Raw genomic sequence first — 14,766 nt, forward strand, 5'->3', positions numbered from 1 at the left:
ACACATATTACAAAATATTGCATCCTAAGGGTAAATAGATCTCCCCACACGTTAAAAAAGGGGAGAAGAGAAAAATCAAAAAGCCAGGGACAGGGAATTAACAAACTTGGGAACCACATTTATCAAAGCAAATGCCGTCAACACAAGACAAAAACAATAGCTTATTCCCATTGATACCCGTAAAAACCGAGGTGGAGCCATCTCGGGAGCCACGTCGCTACGCCATAGGATCATACATATGAATAACCCTGCAACAGGGGTAGCTATAGCCGTGGCTACGTTTGATAAATAGATCAATTGAACCGGAGAACCTCCGTAACCATAGCAAATCAAAGCGGCAACCAAGAGAACTACTAAAGATTCCCAGCGTATGTTTTTGTCATCCAGGCCGGTAGGTTTGTCAAAACCGGCATTCAAAAGCACGACAGTTCGCTGAGTATTGCCTAGCAATGACGAAAACGCCGCCCCTAAAAGAGCGATCCCCATGACGAATCTGGCAAAATCCCCCATTATCGGTATCAGCATATCCGCCATCTGGGCGGGATGGGTCAATGTCTTTCCAGCAGGATGCAGAACTATAGCGCCTACTAATATTATGGCAGCATCTATCAGAACAACCCCTATGACATGGGCCGAAGCATCGGCCAACATTACTCCGTTGGATAGGTCTGCACGTTTCCATTTTTTTTCGTTCCCTAGGTATGTACCGTATATCCCCGTCATAATCGATGCATTAGTGCTTATAAAAGCCAGCGCCATCACCAAGCTTCCGGCAGGAAAGGCCCAATGAGTCAAACCATGGACGGCATAAGCCGGAGAAAACCCCCTGGTTCCAAAAAGAGTGGCATAAAAAGCACATATCATCCCTAAGATACAAACTGAGACGATTTTTTCGATCTTTGAGTATACGTTTTTAGAAAAATAACAATAAACCATTAAACTCATCATTATCAGCGAACCAAGTTTCCAGTCCAATCCAAAAAGAAGATTCATCCCTGCACCAGTTCCGGAAATGTTCCCCATTGTAAAAAACGTACAGGCTAGGAAAGTCGCTGCTCCTACGAACTTAGCGGCAGAATCTCCGTAATAATGTCTAATGGCATGAATTATAGGCATGCCAGTCGTTAATGATATTCTATAAGAAGCCAACATGAAGGTTATTCCCATAAAAGCGATGGGTATCAAAAGCCATAGAAGGGAATATCCGTATTGAGCTCCAAGCATAGACGCCATCGTTATCGCTCCTGGGCCTATAACCACCCCAGTAAGCACTATACCGGGCCCCACCCGTCTTATAATCTCCAAGAATGAAAGATATCCAATCTTATCTTCTCCTGTCGTGACTGCGGAGGAAGAATGCGTATCCTGATTCAAGATATTTCAACTCCTTTCGGGCTACTTAAGTCATATTTTCGGATATCCCTGCTTTTACGCACATAGGACAGCCACTCAGCCGACATCTCCGTACCAAAAACGCACATAAACCTTAAAAATACGCAAACGTTTGCAGATAACTACAGGTTTTATAGCATGCAAGAGACCCCTCGTCAAAGAAAAAAGATTATTCCGCAAAAAGTTGCACGCCATGTTATTTCTCCAAAAACCGCTGAAATAATAAAAGGGACCCCGAACCGGGGTCCCTTTTATTATTTCAGATAGGTTTTTACAGCACGGCGGCGCCGAGTATCCGATATATGTCCTCTATGCTTGAATCCTTTTTGAACTCGTAGGTAAGAGGTATGTCCTGCCCTCTGACCCAGATCTTGAGCTCCGCGTCCAGATCGAAATGGCCGGCGCTCTCCTTGGAGAAACAGACTATGCTGCCGTATGGAACGGTCAGATAGGATATCTTTTTCCCGGTCATACCCTGTTTATCCATGACTATGAGCCTCTTGTCGGTGAAAACGAACATGTCCCTGACCAGCTTGTAAGCCGCCTGAACGTCCTCGCCCTCGATCAACATGGATGCGAACTCCTCCCGAACTTTTTCCAGATCGGTCTCGGTAGCGTGTCCCATCAAACCTCTGATAAGTCCCATGACGTCCTCCTGATCTAAGAAATATAGTTCCATTCTATACCATATCAGGAACGGCACCCCACCTCTCGGTCCAGCATGGAGAGCACCTCGTAGGCCAGTTCGCCGAATCGGGGATCGGAACGACGCCTCGGCCTCTCTATAGGGACCGTGATGATCTCCCTGATCCTACCGGGCCTGGCTGACATGACGACTATCCTGTCAGCCAGAGAGACCGCCTCGTCGACGCTGTGGGTCACGAAGAGAACGGTCTTCCTGTGGGTCTCCCATATCCTCAACAGCTCGCCCTGGAGCAGTATCCTGGTATGGGCGTCCAGAGCACCGAAGGGCTCGTCCATCAGCAGGACCTCGGGGTTGTTAACCAGTGCCCTGGCGATGGCGGCCCTCTGCCTCATGCCGCCGGAAAGCTCGTAGGGATAGGCGTCGGCGAAATCCGAAAGCCCTACGAGTTCGAGATATTCCTCGACCAATCCTCCGTATGATTCGGGCTTCTCCCCTGCAAGCTCGGGCCCAAGGCCCAGATTCCCCGCCACGGTGCGCCAGGGAAGGAGGGAGTATTCCTGGAAAACCATGCCCCGCTCCCTGCCGGGACCGGATATCTCATAACTCATATAGCGGGCCTCACCGCCAGTAGGGGTCTCCAGTCCGGCAAGTATCCTCAGCATGGTCGACTTGCCGCATCCGGAGGGGCCCACTATGCATATGAACTCGTTCGACTTCACCTCCAGATCGACCGGAGCCAGAGCCTTGACCAGATCTCCCTTTTCGGTCACGAAGGTCTTCTCCAGCGAAGACACCGATATAACCGGAACGGTCATCTCGACAGCCTCTGCCATCCGAAACACCGGGCCTCCACGACTCTGAAACCCCAATCCATAAAGGCTCCGACCAGACCGATGCTCACCATGCCTGCCACGACCACGTCGGTCCTAGCCACGGTGTAGGCGTGGGTTATGAGATACCCCACCCCGGAAAGGCTTCCTGGCAGCATCTCCGCCGAAACGAGACACATCCAGGCCACCCCCAGCCCCACTCTCATTCCCGTCACGATGGAAGGAGCGGCGGCGGGAAGAAGCACCTTTACGAAAAGGTCCCTCTCGGAGGCGCCCAAAACCCTGGACGACTCCACCAATATCTTCGGAACGTTGGAAACCCCGTATATGGTGTTGCTGAGAACGGGGTAGAACGCCCCTATGAATATGATGAACAACATAGAAAGCTTGAGGTTGTTGAGCCATATATACCACTGCCCCTCCTCGATCCCGACCAAGGTGGCGAAGCTGGCCACTCCGAACCAGGCAAGCACCAGAGGAACCCAGGCCAGAGGAGGAATAGGCCTGAACAGGCCGAGGAACATGTTCAAGAGACCGTAGATTCTTTTGGAGGCCCCCATGATCAATCCCAGAGGGATCGCCACTACAACGGCAAGAGAGTACCCTACGAGAACCCTCACAAGACTCACGGCGACGTTTCCTGCCATGGATCCCATGCTTATGACGTCGGTACCGGGATGGAACAGAAGGGTTCCTACCTCCCTCAACCCCGGAAGAATCAGGTCGTTTCCGACCTGCACCGCCACCACGTTCCATAAAACGAGAAAGATAAAAGGAACCACCATGGGAGCGAACAGAGCCCCACCAGAACGTATCATCCGCAGAAACCCCTTTCAAAAAAAGCCCCCTCGGCAAAAAAGCCGAAGGGGATCGTCGTATATCGAATGGACTTATCTCACGAAGGAGAAATCGAAGAGTCCCTCCTGGACGTCCTCAAGCCGTTTTCCGGCGAACGAGCCCTTGAACTTGCCCATCTTGTCCAGATAGGTCATGAATACTCCCGCTCCGGTTATCCAGTTCTCCGAGGGATCGGTGGTGTAGACTATGGTCGACTTCTTGGCGGCCTCCGCCGGTATGCCGATCCATCCGGCTCCCAACGTGGCGGCCTCTTCCTTGTTGTCGTTGCACCATGAACAGGTCTTGGTCATGAGATCGACGAAGGCCTTGACCACAGGTCCGTCCGAGGCGATGGTCTCCTCCCTGGCTGCCACCACGCAGCAGGGGAAGTTGGACCACTTGCCTGCCGGAGGAAGATCCCTCAGGTCCATAAGGACCTTGCCTGCCCCTCTGAAAGCGGCCATCTCGGGGAAGGGATCGGGGCCTACCCAGGCGTCCACCTGTCCACTCGTAAGGGCGGGGATAAGGTTGGATGTGGACTTGAGATCCACCAGAAATACGTCGGCGTCCTCTCCCATCTTCTGGGTCACGGAGATATCGTTGTCGAACATGGCGCTTTCGAATATTATCCTGGGAGCGCTGGTAGGGGAATGATATCCAACCTTTATCGGTTTATCCGAGTTCCTCAAGGCGTCCAAAAACTCATCCCACGAACCGTAGGGACTGTTTGAAGGCACCACGAGCCCTATTCCGTCGGCGTGAAGAGGGCAAAGCACCTTGACGGGGGTTCCCTTGTCCCTGGCGGTCATCATGGCCGGCAGAGATCCCATTCCGAGATCGATATGTTTCTGAGCGAAGAGAACCGCCGTCTCCGATCCGCTCTTGGCAACAACGACGTTGAGCCTGGCGACCTTCTCTCCGTCTACGAAGAGATCGTATTTCTCCTTGGGAACTACCTGCTCCAGCCAGATACCCTGATCCTTGAGCCCTTCGCATTTCGACATAGCCACCATGAAGGGTTCGTGATGGGTGGTGAAGATGTAGCTCACCCTCACAGTTGGAACTTCGGCAGCCATGGAGGGGGACAGGGCAGCCAGACCAAGTAACACCGACAGACAAAGAACCACAAATTTTTTCACACTAAAAGCTCCTTCCCGACACGAGGTGATTGTTATGCGAAAAGATTATAATGTGTATTCTTGCTTCGGTCAAAACCCGGAGACGTGTTTTTCTCCGTTAGACGTAAACTTCTACGAAAGATCCTGTTTCACCGTTGCCAGAGAGCTTCTGGGATCCCTGCTGATGAGCTTCGCTGGGGGAGAGCCTACGGCCGGAAGGATAGTGGAGGTGGAGCCTTACATCGGTGCATACGACAGAGCTTGCCACGCCTGGCCCATGAAGAGGACCCCCCGCACCGAGGCCATGTTCGGTCCCGGAGGGAGGGCCTATATATTCTTCGTCTACGGCATGCACCATCAGCTGTGCGCCGTGACAGGGCCGGAGGGAACGCCGGACGCTGTGCTGATAAGGGCTCTGGAACCCATCGAGGGGATCGACGTCATGACCCGTCGGAGAAATCAGCCCATGAAAAGGCTCTGCGACGGCCCAGGGAAGCTGTGCTCCGCTCTGGCGGTCACCTCCGAGCTGTACGGAATCGACCTGACCGACCCCTCGTCGCCCCTCACGATAATGAAGGGAAATCCGATCGGAGACGACCGGATCCTGGCGGCCCCCAGGGTCGGTGTGGCCTACGCCGGACCATATGCCACGGTTCCGTGGAGGATGTATCTTAAGGACTGCCCTTGGGTCAGCGTGAAGGACCGCTCCGCCGTGCCCTACCAGTCGCTTCCGAAAAACACCTTCGGACCTAGGTAAAAATTTAAAAGTCGAATTCGATATATGATCCTTACTACTAGGTCGAAAAGAAGAAAAATGATATCCTTCTCTCTAGAAAAAGGAGATGGTTGCCATGTTGATCAACTTGACCCTAAACAATTTCAGACGTTACGAAAAGGCTCATTTTTGTTTTCACCCCAAGATGACCATTCTTGTAGGGGAGAACGGAAAAGGAAAGACGACCATCCTGGATGCTATAGCCGTCATGTTAGGGACCTACTTTCAGGGCTCAAAAATAAAAACCGGCCAAAGTACCGTTAAAAAAGACGACGCCCGCCTGTTGTCCGTAGAGCTCGGTGGGCAGTTCAACCTTGAACCACAGGACGACGTGTTTATACAGGCCCGGTCGACGATCCGGAACGAAACCATAGATTGGATCAGAGAAATGGGAGACAGAGGGGGAAAAGCCAAGAATATCGTCTCCATAGGAACTCAAGACCGAAAAAAAGCGGTTAAGGGGGAGGCCATCGATCTGCCTCTTTATCTGTATTACGGCTCAGGACGTCTATGGGATATACGCAGGAACGTGAAGACGGGAAAACCTGGATCTCGATTGGACGCTTACAGATTCTGCCTCGATCCCAAGTCGGATCAGAAGGCCTTTGAAGAATGGTTCAAGAAACTGACGCTGGCGGAGCTTCAGAAAAAAAGCAGTTTCAAAGGCATCCAGGCCGTTCGAGACGCCGTGCTCCAATGTATTCCTAACTCCAGCGATTTCTACCACGACGTAGAAAGAGACGAGCTTATCATCGTGACAGACGAGGGTGCCATGCCTTTCGATCATCTTTCCGACGGTTACCGTAACATGGTGGCGATGGTGGCAGACATAGCCCATCGAGCCTCCAGGCTTAACCCCCATCTAGAGGAAGAAGCCGCCACAAGGACGAAAGGCATCGTGTTGATTGACGAGATAGACCTGCACCTACATCCCAAGTGGCAGAGGCGGGTCGTATCCGACCTTCAGGAAGCGTTCCCGGAGATTCAGTTCATAGCCACCACCCATTCGCCGTTTATAATACAGTCCCTTGAGCCAGGACAGGTCATAGATTTGGAAGCAACCGAAGAAAAAGCAGAAAGAACCTGCGACACCGGGGAACAGGCCTCACCTGGCACGACCGCTCCATACTCCAACAGGTCTATAGAGGACATAGTCGAGGATATAATGGGGGTCGACATTCCTCAAAGAAGCGAGAGATATCAGAAGATGTACGATGTTGCAAAAGAATACTATAAAACATTACGAGAGGCCCGAGACGCCGATGAAACAAGGAAAAAAGAGCTTAAAGAAAAGCTCGATCGCCTAGCAGCCCCGTTCAGCGAAAACGTGGCCTACTACGCCTTTCTGGAAGCGGAACGGATAGCCGCCGGAGTCACATCCGAAGAGGAAAAACGGGAAGACAAAAAATGCGACCGGTAGTTAGAGGAAAGCGTCCAAAAGAAAAGGGCAAACCTATCGAGTTAAAAAAGTATGGCTATGCCAGAGGACACCTAATACAGAGGATCGGAGAATACTGCTCATACTGCGAGACAAAATTAAACACCTCTCTGGCTGTAGAACACGTCTTGCCCAAAAAAGCGACGGAGACATCCGAAGAGGAAGGTAAAAGGCGGGAGCTTGATTGGGATAACCTCTTGCTCGCCTGCACCAACTGCAACTCGACGAAATCGAATCAGGAAGTTTCTAGAGAGAAATGTCTCTGGCCTGACCGAGACAACACCTTCATGGCGATTGAATACTCTGAAGGCGGTTTGGTATCTCCCAACCAAGACATGCCATTGAACATAATTGAAAAAGCGGAAAAGCTAATTCAACTGGTAGGACTGGATAAAACCCCGTCGGATGAACCTATATACAGGTGGGAGGCTTCTGATCGTAGATGGCTCCACAGAAAAGAAACTTGGGATATGGCGACAAGAAAAAGAGATCAGTTAAAGAAAATCGAACCAAGCAATGACGAAACATTTAGGAACATAATCGTCGACTTAGCTAAATCAAATGGACGCTGGAGCATTTGGATGACGGTATTTCAGAACGACGAGGACATGTGTCGACGATTGATCGACGGTTTTAACGGTACGTGTAAGGGCTGTTTCGACGATAACATGAAGCCTATACACCGAGAAGGCGGACTATGCTGACCGACCCGACAGGTAGAATCATCCATCGGGCCGGTCTTTTAAAAATCACCCCTCAGGACTGAACCCTATTCCCCATTCGGAGGCCTTCAGGTCATCCTCCAGGGTCCATACCCGGCGGTGAAGCTCCGCCAGGGCGGCGGGATCCTTGAGAAGCTCCATCTTATCCCCGGAGCCAAGGGAGCCTGGGCCCTCGGCGATGGCCCTATCCACCAGGGGAAGCCTATCGGGCCTTATCCTCTTTCCCTCATGGCCACAGGACTCAAGCAGTGAAACATGGAGGCCGTGAACCCTGGGATCGGTGACGGCCCTGAGAAAACCCTGCCTTTCCGACAGCGAAAACGGACTGTAGGGAGGCCTGTCTCCGTCGAGATGGTCCTTCACCTCCGCCAGCTCTCGGGGAAGCCGAATCTCCTCGGGGATCACCAAAAGACCTAATCGTCTGAGAGATCTGCCGACCGAGACCCTGCTGGTGAAGACGGAGAGTGGGACCGAAAAGGCCAGAGACAGGACTATAGGGGAAATCCAGGGGAAAAACGACGGATTGACCAGATACAGCAGCCCTCCCCAAACGATCCCTAGAAGGGTCGACCACCAGTGGACCGACGCCGCATCGACCCAGGCGGTTCCTCGATCGTCCCTGGACTGGGTTCCCCATCCGACGTCCTTTCCCAGCAGGGTTCCGATCACGAATAGGCTGTGGTGGATCATCCTTATGGGAGCCAACAGGGTGGACAGCAGAACCTCTACCAATATTCCACCGGCGAGCTTGCCTCTTCCTCCGAAGGAAGAGGCTCCGGGATCCTTCAACAGCACCAACGAAAAGCTGAGCAGCTTCGGCAGAAACAGAAGCACCGCCGTCGAACCCAGCAGAGCCAGGGCCCAATGGGGATGCCAGACCGGCCACTGGGGAAATAGGGTCTTGGTCTCCAGGAAATAGCTTGGCTCCAGTACGACCTCCGCCAGAGCCTGCACCGAGCTTATGAGGAGAAAGATCAGCCACAACAGGGCGGATCCGTAGGACAGAACCCCGTTCAGAAACAGGGCCCTGTGGGTCGGGAAGAACCCCCTGGTGAACATCAACCTCATATGCTGGAGGTTACCCTGACACCACCGTCGATCCCTCTTGAGCTCGTCCAACAGGGTTGGTGGGGTCTCCTCGTAGCTTCCGTCCAGATCGTAAGCCAGCCACACACCGTAACCGGCCCTTCTCATGAGGGCGGACTCCACGAAGTCGTGGCTCAGTATGTCGCCGCTCAAAGCCCCCTTTCCGGACAACCTCGGAAGCTGACAGTGCCTCGTGAAGGGCTCCACCCTTATTATGGCGTTGTGCCCCCAGTACTGACCGTCTCCCAGCTGCCAGAAGTGTATCCCGGCGGCGAACATGGGCCCGTAGACCCTGTTGGCGAACTGCTGGGCTCTGGCGATGAAGGTCTCCCTGTTAACTCCGGCGGGAGGGGTCTGAAGTATGCCTATGTCCGGACGATCCTCCATTATCTGGACCATCCGAACCATGGTTCTCCCGGCCATGACGCTGTCGGCGTCGAAGACTATCATGTAGCGGTAGTTTTTTCCCCATCGACGGCAGAAATCGGCTATATTGCCGCTCTTGCGTTTGGCGTTGCTTCGCCTCTTTCTGTAGAACACCCTGCCGAAACAGTCCCTGTCACTGCAAAAACGGTGCCATGCCGCCTCCTCCTCGACCCATACGTCCGGATCGGTGCTGTCGCTCAGGACGAAGAAATCGAAACGGTCGGACGAACCGGTCCTTTCAAGGGAGTCGTAGACAGCCTCCAGACCGGCCATGACCTTCTTGACGTCCTCGTTGTAGACCGGGATGAGGACGGCGGTCCGGGCGGAGACGTCGGCTATGGACAAATCTCGTCCCCGGCAGTGGTTGGAGGGAGAATAACGGTTCTTTCCAGCCAAAAGCAGGACGAATCCCATGAAGGCGGTCCAGAAACCGACGGAGATCCAAGCGAAGAGGACCCCGAAGAGGATCAACAGCAACACCTCCAGGGGGGTCCCTCCCTTCGACGGAAGCACCGAGGCCATGGTGCGACAGGCCGCCGCGGTCGGGAACAGTATAAGGGCCAGCAGAAGGGCCCTCCTCCATGCGGCACTACGATACCAGAGGCTCTGCGAAAACTTCTTAATCGACATCGGCCTACCTCCTCAGACCGAACAGATCGTCCCACCAGGACCTGAGAGCCCTGACGATGGCGGTCTTCCAGGGAACCAGGTCCATCTCCTCCGAGACCATCACGGCCCTGTTCAGAGGAGGAACCGACGCCCTGGGTATCGATTTTTCCGTACCGATCGATTCCTTCCTCTCTTCCAAGACATCCCAAAGGGATTCCATGGCCTCCTTCGGAGAGGACGAACCGCTTCGAGATAGCCCCTCCAGTGCCAGATCCAGTCCTATCTCCGCTGGAACGTCCAGGGATCCGGCATAGAGCAGCGTTCTGTCCCTGGTCATTCGACGAAGCTCCTCGGATCTAAGGACGCCACTCATAGGTCCAGGTCTCCGTGAGGGGGTCGGTCAGGTTCTCCCCTTTTTTAAGTAAGGCGGACAGCTCTATGACGGGGCGGTTTCCCATCGAGGGGAACAGCGCCCTGAGGGACTCGTCGACGCCGGAGGTAACCCTGAAGGAGAGTCTCCAGCCCCCTGTCACGTCGTTTTTCACGAGCTGCTTGTCCACTAGTTTGGCTCCCTCCCCGACGTAGACTATGCTGGACAGAGGTCCGTCCTCGGGAACATCGTCCAGGAGCCCTCCCTCGAAATCCACCACGAAGCGAACCGTCTTTGGGTCCCCTCCGTCGGCCATCCTGGTGGCTGCCACGCGTCCCATGGGATGGACCGCCTCTCCGGGAGCCATCCAGCCCATGCGGTAGGAGAAGGAGAGTTTTTTCGGATAGGTCGGGACCTCTCCCTCGGGTGCTTTCATCTTGTCCGGTATCCAGTAGGCCACCACGTTATCGTGAATCTCGCTGTTCGTGGGGATCTCCACCAGCTCGACCCGACCCTTTCCCCACCCCTCGGCAGGCTCTATCCACAGAGACGGACGTCTCTCGTATCGGGCCTCCAGGTCCTGGTAATGGTCGAAATCTGCGTCTCTCTGGATCAGTCCGAATCCGACGGGATCGGCCATCTCGACGGAGGACAGTGAGAGCCGTCTCGGGTTGGACAGTGGACGCCAGAGCCACTTGCCCTCCGAGTCACAAGTCAGCAGGCCGTCCGAATCGTGGACCTCGGGACGGAAGTCGCCGGGCCGTCCGTTGTCGTTTTCGCCGTACAGGAACATGCTGGTAAGGGGCGCTATCCCCAGCTTTGCCACGTCCCTACGGAGAAACAGATCGCATGAAACGTCCAGCTCGGTGATTTCTCCGGGATCTATCACGAAACGATAGGCTCCGGTCATTCCGGGACTGTCCAAAAGGGCGTAGACGGTCATAACGTCGTCGCTAGCCTTCGGCCTGTCCAGCCAGAACTCCCTGAAATAGGGAAACTCCTCACCGGACTGCAACGCCGTGTCCACAGCCAGTCCTCGAGCGGAGAGCCCGTACTGAACTCCTTTCGCCACCGCCCTGAAATAACTGGCGCCGAGGAAAACCGCCACCTCGTCCTTGTAGTCGTCTTTGTTGAGATGGTGATGGACCCTGAAGCCTGCGAAATCCATGGAGACCGCCGCAACCCTATCGGCCAGGGAGCTGTCGCCGTATTCGAACATATCGGAGGAGAAGGCCACAGGCTCGACCCTTCCCCCGTCCACCACGTTCACCCTGACGAAACGGTTGTAGAACAACCCCGGGTGAAAGAACTGGACCTCGAAAGGCAGATTATCTCCTCTCCAGAGTGACTCTTCCGGGTTAAAGCGAATCTTTCTCCAATCGTCGTAGCTGAGATCCAGCAGAAAACCCGGCACGACCCCTTCTGGATCCTCAAAATCCGAGGAGGCCAGTTCCTCCGCCATATCCCTCAATACACGGAAGGAGAAGACGTCGCCGGACAGGTCGCCCGACGTCGTCTCCTCCGCTATAGCCGGCCCAGAGACCGACAGACAGGCCGCCCCTAAAAGGACCGACAATATGAGCCCACGGAAAAACTTGAGTCTTTCGATAAAATTCAAATGAGACTCCCCCTAATCTTAAAGGATGGCCTACATAGTACATCGACACATCCCGCAAGGACAAGGGTATTATTTCCTATATAGGTAAAACTACTGACTGCCTTAAGACCTACTCAGCGGCCTATAAGCACGGCCAATGGCAGAAGCAGGAATGCCCAGCCCGGCTCCATTCCCGCCACGGAGCAGCCTCCGTCTGAACCGGAAACCGTCTCGGTGGTAATTTTGGACGTTTCGGACCAATCGGTCCAGCCGGATTTCTCGAAGAGAGGACGAACCCTTATGTAGTAGTCCGTTCCGTAGGTCAGTTTACCTTTAGGTACGGAGAGGGACGCCGTCTCGGACAGTTTTTTGGACTTTGTCGAAATCGAAAGACCTTCGTCTTCCTGAAGATCGCTATCGAACACTATCTCCTTGAAGCCGTCGTCTTTGGCTATCTGCCAACGTATTTTTTTCAGGGTGTCTCCGGCAGGCACCGGTATCACTACCTTGAGGACTGGAGAAAGAGCGTCCCCCGATACTTCGTCGGAGGATACTGGAAAAGGTTTAATGGGCTCGGAAAAGGTCGTCAGCTCGAAGGATCCCATATCGACCCCTTCTCCCTGAGGTCTGGGCACCCCTCTCTGATCGACCGACGGCACCGAAACGGAAATGCTTTCCCAGCTCTTGCCCGACCACACCGAGTCTCCCGACAGGAAGTCGCAGGAAAGTATCTCTCCCACTCTCCAACCTCCGTCCAGGGCGGCCCCTTCTCTGGAGATGGAACAGGTCATGGAGAAACCTCCGTTATCTCCGATCTCTCCGAGAGATGGATCGGAGACTTTTATGTCGGAGGATACTACGTTTATCCCTCCCCGAACGTCTCCGGATCGAACGACCGAAAAGTAGATAGCCGAAGACGAATCTCCGTCGTTGAAGATCTCCCCCCCACGGTTACCCCAGAACACGGAGTTGAGGACCACCGGATTGCTTCCCTGTCCAAGGGCACAGGACGTGCTGCTGGAACAGCTGGTGCTGTACATTCCGCCGCCGTTCTTGCTGGCGAAGTTGTCCTTCAAGGTGCAGTTGACGAGAAAAGGATCGCTGTTCACCCTGTTGTATATGGCTCCGCCGTTTTTCGCCCCGTTTTCCACGAAGGTACAGTTGACCACTACGGGGCTGCTCTTGGCGTTGTACAGGGCTCCACCGGATCCTTTATCGTCGTCGTCGATGTCGGCACTGACCGTATTGCCCAAGAATGTCGTGTCGGTCAGGATCAGATCGCTTCCGGTGTTGTATATCGCTCCTCCCTCCACCACAGAGGAATTGTCTCTGAAAAGGCAGGAGACTATCATCCCGTCGTTCCCGACGCTCTCGTTTCTAAGAGCTCCGGCGTTATGAGAGGTTTTGTTGCCTTCGAACACGCACCGCTCGATCCTAGGGGTGCAGCGTTGATTGTAGACCGCGCCCCCACCGGCTCCGGCCTCGTTACGACGGAAACTACATCCGATCAGGGTGGGATTTCCCCTTCCGTTGTAGATGGCCCCTCCGTTACCGACGCATTCCTTGGGCACGGAAGACCCGGTTCCGGTCCGGTTGTCCTCGAAACTACAGGACACGATCTTTGGATCGCTCAAGATGTTGGCCATGGCGCCACCGTTCGTCCTGATACCGGATCGGTTCCAGGAAAAAAGAGAATCGGCTATCTCGGGGGCCCCTTTCTGGTTGAGCATGGCTCCTCCCATTCCGGCGGCCCTGTTTCCCCGGAAAGTACAGTTGGAGACCTTGACGCTGGAACTGACGTTGACCATGCCTCCGCCGTTTCTCCCGTCCCCTCCGGTGATCACAAAACCGTCGAGGACGGCCGTCTCGACGTTTTTAGTGGTAACCACGGCGATACTGTTGATACCAATTACGGCATCGGCACTCACCGTCACGCCCCGGTCGTCGCTTATATCGTCCAGATACAGATCTCCTGTGAGGATGGTCGGATTTTCACGGTAGTTTCTCTCGTAGAGACTGTCCTCCACCCCGGAAAACCCTCCGTATAGGGAGACCCCTTCCGGTATGACAAAGCTCGCGCCTCTATCGGCCGAAGCCTCTTTCGAGTCCACGGAAGGTCGGTAGATCCCCTCGGCCACGAAAAAAACGTCTCCCGAAGAGGCCTCGCCGACCTTGACGCCGAACTGAGCTTCGTTGAAAGCACCGTCCCAGGAGGCTCCGTCTCCTCCGTAGACGTTGTCTTTATCCACCATGAATACCGCCCCATCGGCAGACTGGAAACCGATCAGAGGCAGCACAACGGCAAGAACACAGATATATCTTCCGAAAAAGCCTTTAAAACGACGAAACAAAGCGTTCACTCCTTAATTCATCCCGAAAAAAAGGGACCCGAAAGGATCCCTCGTAATTTCCATCATTCAGTTACAGGAAATGGACTACTTCGCCATAGGTTCGATCTTATTGGAGGGATCTTTCTGCCAGTCGATTATGCCTCCCTTGTAGTTCTTCACCGACTGGTAGCCCATCTCGACCATCTTCTCGGCCATGGCACCGCTTCTCTTGCCGCTGTTGCAGTAGGTTATCACGGTGACATCCTTTGTCAGCCCCATGGAATCGAGCTGAGCCTGGGTCATCGAGTCGAATTCTTTGTCGAAAACGTCGATGGCTCCGGGAATATGGCCTCCCTTTATGCCTTTTTTGGGAGATTCACCGTTGAAAACCTCCGGAGATCTCACGTCCACCAGAACGAATCCCGGCTTGCCGACATGCTCCTTGACGTAGGCCTGATCGACTATTCCCACCGAAGCAGCAAAGGCCACGGAGGCGCAGAGAACCGCAAAGGCACACATAGCGATACACTTCATACTTCTCATAAAAACACTCCCCAATGTAATATTATTTATTACTTCGAGGATTGTAT

The 14,766-nt window shown here is 54.0% G+C and carries 13 protein-coding genes; 3 read left to right on the forward strand and 10 right to left on the reverse strand.

What is annotated here, in order from left to right:
* Window positions 1-75: 75 nt before the first annotated feature.
* The 5 genes from L2W48_RS02805 to L2W48_RS02825 form a co-directional block, all read right to left on the reverse strand.
* A complete protein-coding gene (locus L2W48_RS02805) occupies window positions 76-1,374 on the reverse strand; it encodes an NRAMP family divalent metal transporter (RefSeq protein ID WP_236099081.1) in 1,299 nt (432 codons plus the stop codon).
* Window positions 1,375-1,663: 289 nt separating this feature from the next.
* The gene (locus L2W48_RS02810) at window positions 1,664-2,038 is read right to left on the reverse strand and encodes a PH domain-containing protein (RefSeq protein ID WP_236099082.1); all 375 of its coding nucleotides are present in this window, start codon (window positions 2,036-2,038) and stop codon (window positions 1,664-1,666) included.
* Window positions 2,039-2,082: 44 nt separating this feature from the next.
* Window positions 2,083-2,871: an ABC transporter ATP-binding protein gene (locus L2W48_RS02815; protein WP_236099083.1), complete on the reverse strand. Its 789-nt coding sequence runs from the start codon at window positions 2,869-2,871 to the stop codon at window positions 2,083-2,085.
* Entirely contained in the window at window positions 2,850-3,686 is an 837-nt protein-coding gene (locus L2W48_RS02820; protein WP_236099084.1) for an ABC transporter permease, read from the reverse strand. Before L2W48_RS02820 ends, L2W48_RS02815 begins: the two co-directional genes overlap by 22 nt.
* 72 nt (window positions 3,687-3,758) lie before the next feature.
* A complete protein-coding gene (locus L2W48_RS02825) occupies window positions 3,759-4,844 on the reverse strand; it encodes an ABC transporter substrate-binding protein (protein ID WP_236099085.1) in 1,086 nt (361 codons plus the stop codon).
* Window positions 4,845-4,878: 34 nt separating this feature from the next.
* Here L2W48_RS02825 and L2W48_RS02830 point away from each other — a divergent pair, with 34 nt between their 5' ends.
* The 3 genes from L2W48_RS02830 to L2W48_RS02840 all read left to right on the forward strand — a co-directional run bounded on the left by L2W48_RS02830 (window position 4,879) and on the right by L2W48_RS02840 (window position 7,740).
* Entirely contained in the window at window positions 4,879-5,580 is a 702-nt protein-coding gene (locus L2W48_RS02830; RefSeq protein ID WP_236099086.1) for a DNA-3-methyladenine glycosylase, read from the forward strand.
* A gap of 94 nt (window positions 5,581-5,674) precedes the next feature.
* Window positions 5,675-7,018 carry an AAA family ATPase gene (locus tag L2W48_RS02835; RefSeq protein WP_236099087.1) on the forward strand — a complete coding sequence of 448 codons (1,344 nt, stop codon included), beginning with the start codon at window positions 5,675-5,677 and terminating at the stop codon, window positions 7,016-7,018.
* A complete protein-coding gene (locus tag L2W48_RS02840; protein WP_005660013.1) occupies window positions 7,006-7,740 on the forward strand; it encodes an HNH endonuclease in 735 nt (244 codons plus the stop codon). The genes L2W48_RS02835 and L2W48_RS02840 overlap by 13 nt, the downstream gene beginning before the upstream one ends.
* Window positions 7,741-7,785: 45 nt before the next feature.
* Here the strand turns inward: L2W48_RS02840 and mdoH are convergent, their stop codons facing one another.
* The 5 genes from mdoH to L2W48_RS02865 form a co-directional block, all read right to left on the reverse strand.
* Entirely contained in the window at window positions 7,786-9,900 is a 2,115-nt protein-coding gene (gene mdoH, locus L2W48_RS02845) for a glucans biosynthesis glucosyltransferase MdoH (RefSeq protein WP_236099088.1), read from the reverse strand.
* Between the two features lie 4 nt (window positions 9,901-9,904).
* Complete coding sequence (locus L2W48_RS02850; protein ID WP_040382405.1) at window positions 9,905-10,252, reverse strand: hypothetical protein; 348 nt, start codon at window positions 10,250-10,252, stop codon at window positions 9,905-9,907.
* Window positions 10,236-11,867: an OpgD/OpgG family glucan biosynthesis protein gene (locus L2W48_RS02855; RefSeq protein ID WP_236099089.1), complete on the reverse strand. Its 1,632-nt coding sequence runs from the start codon at window positions 11,865-11,867 to the stop codon at window positions 10,236-10,238. The genes L2W48_RS02850 and L2W48_RS02855 overlap by 17 nt, the downstream gene beginning before the upstream one ends.
* Before the next feature lie 113 nt (window positions 11,868-11,980).
* Window positions 11,981-14,197 carry a choice-of-anchor Q domain-containing protein gene (locus L2W48_RS02860; RefSeq protein ID WP_236099090.1) on the reverse strand — a complete coding sequence of 739 codons (2,217 nt, stop codon included), beginning with the start codon at window positions 14,195-14,197 and terminating at the stop codon, window positions 11,981-11,983.
* 84 nt (window positions 14,198-14,281) lie between these two features.
* Window positions 14,282-14,719 (reverse strand): sulfurtransferase, encoded by a 438-nt coding sequence (locus L2W48_RS02865; protein WP_236099091.1) that lies wholly within the window; start codon window positions 14,717-14,719, stop codon window positions 14,282-14,284.
* Between the last annotated feature and the right edge of the window lie 47 nt (window positions 14,720-14,766).

Origin of the sequence: Dethiosulfovibrio russensis, from assembly GCF_021568855.1 — a bacterium.
Taxonomy (GTDB): domain Bacteria; phylum Synergistota; class Synergistia; order Synergistales; family Dethiosulfovibrionaceae; genus Dethiosulfovibrio; species Dethiosulfovibrio russensis.

What these genes read in the sequence shown, in the direction of transcription:
- L2W48_RS02810 (WP_236099082.1), bottom strand. Translation starts at nt 2,038, where the DNA reads ATGGGACTTATCAGAGGTTTGATGGGACACGCTACCGAGACCGATCTG.
- L2W48_RS02815 (WP_236099083.1), bottom strand. Translation starts at nt 2,871, where the DNA reads ATGGCAGAGGCTGTCGAGATGACCGTTCCGGTTATATCGGTGTCTTCG.
- L2W48_RS02820 (WP_236099084.1), bottom strand. Translation starts at nt 3,686, where the DNA reads ATGATACGTTCTGGTGGGGCTCTGTTCGCTCCCATGGTGGTTCCTTTT.
- L2W48_RS02830 (WP_236099086.1), top strand. Translation starts at nt 4,879, where the DNA reads ATGCGAAAAGATTATAATGTGTATTCTTGCTTCGGTCAAAACCCGGAG.
- L2W48_RS02835 (WP_236099087.1), top strand. Translation starts at nt 5,675, where the DNA reads ATGTTGATCAACTTGACCCTAAACAATTTCAGACGTTACGAAAAGGCT.
- L2W48_RS02840 (WP_005660013.1), top strand. Translation starts at nt 7,006, where the DNA reads ATGCGACCGGTAGTTAGAGGAAAGCGTCCAAAAGAAAAGGGCAAACCT.
- mdoH (WP_236099088.1), bottom strand. Translation starts at nt 9,900, where the DNA reads ATGTCGATTAAGAAGTTTTCGCAGAGCCTCTGGTATCGTAGTGCCGCA.
- L2W48_RS02850 (WP_040382405.1), bottom strand. Translation starts at nt 10,252, where the DNA reads ATGAGTGGCGTCCTTAGATCCGAGGAGCTTCGTCGAATGACCAGGGAC.
- L2W48_RS02865 (WP_236099091.1), bottom strand. Translation starts at nt 14,719, where the DNA reads ATGAGAAGTATGAAGTGTATCGCTATGTGTGCCTTTGCGGTTCTCTGC.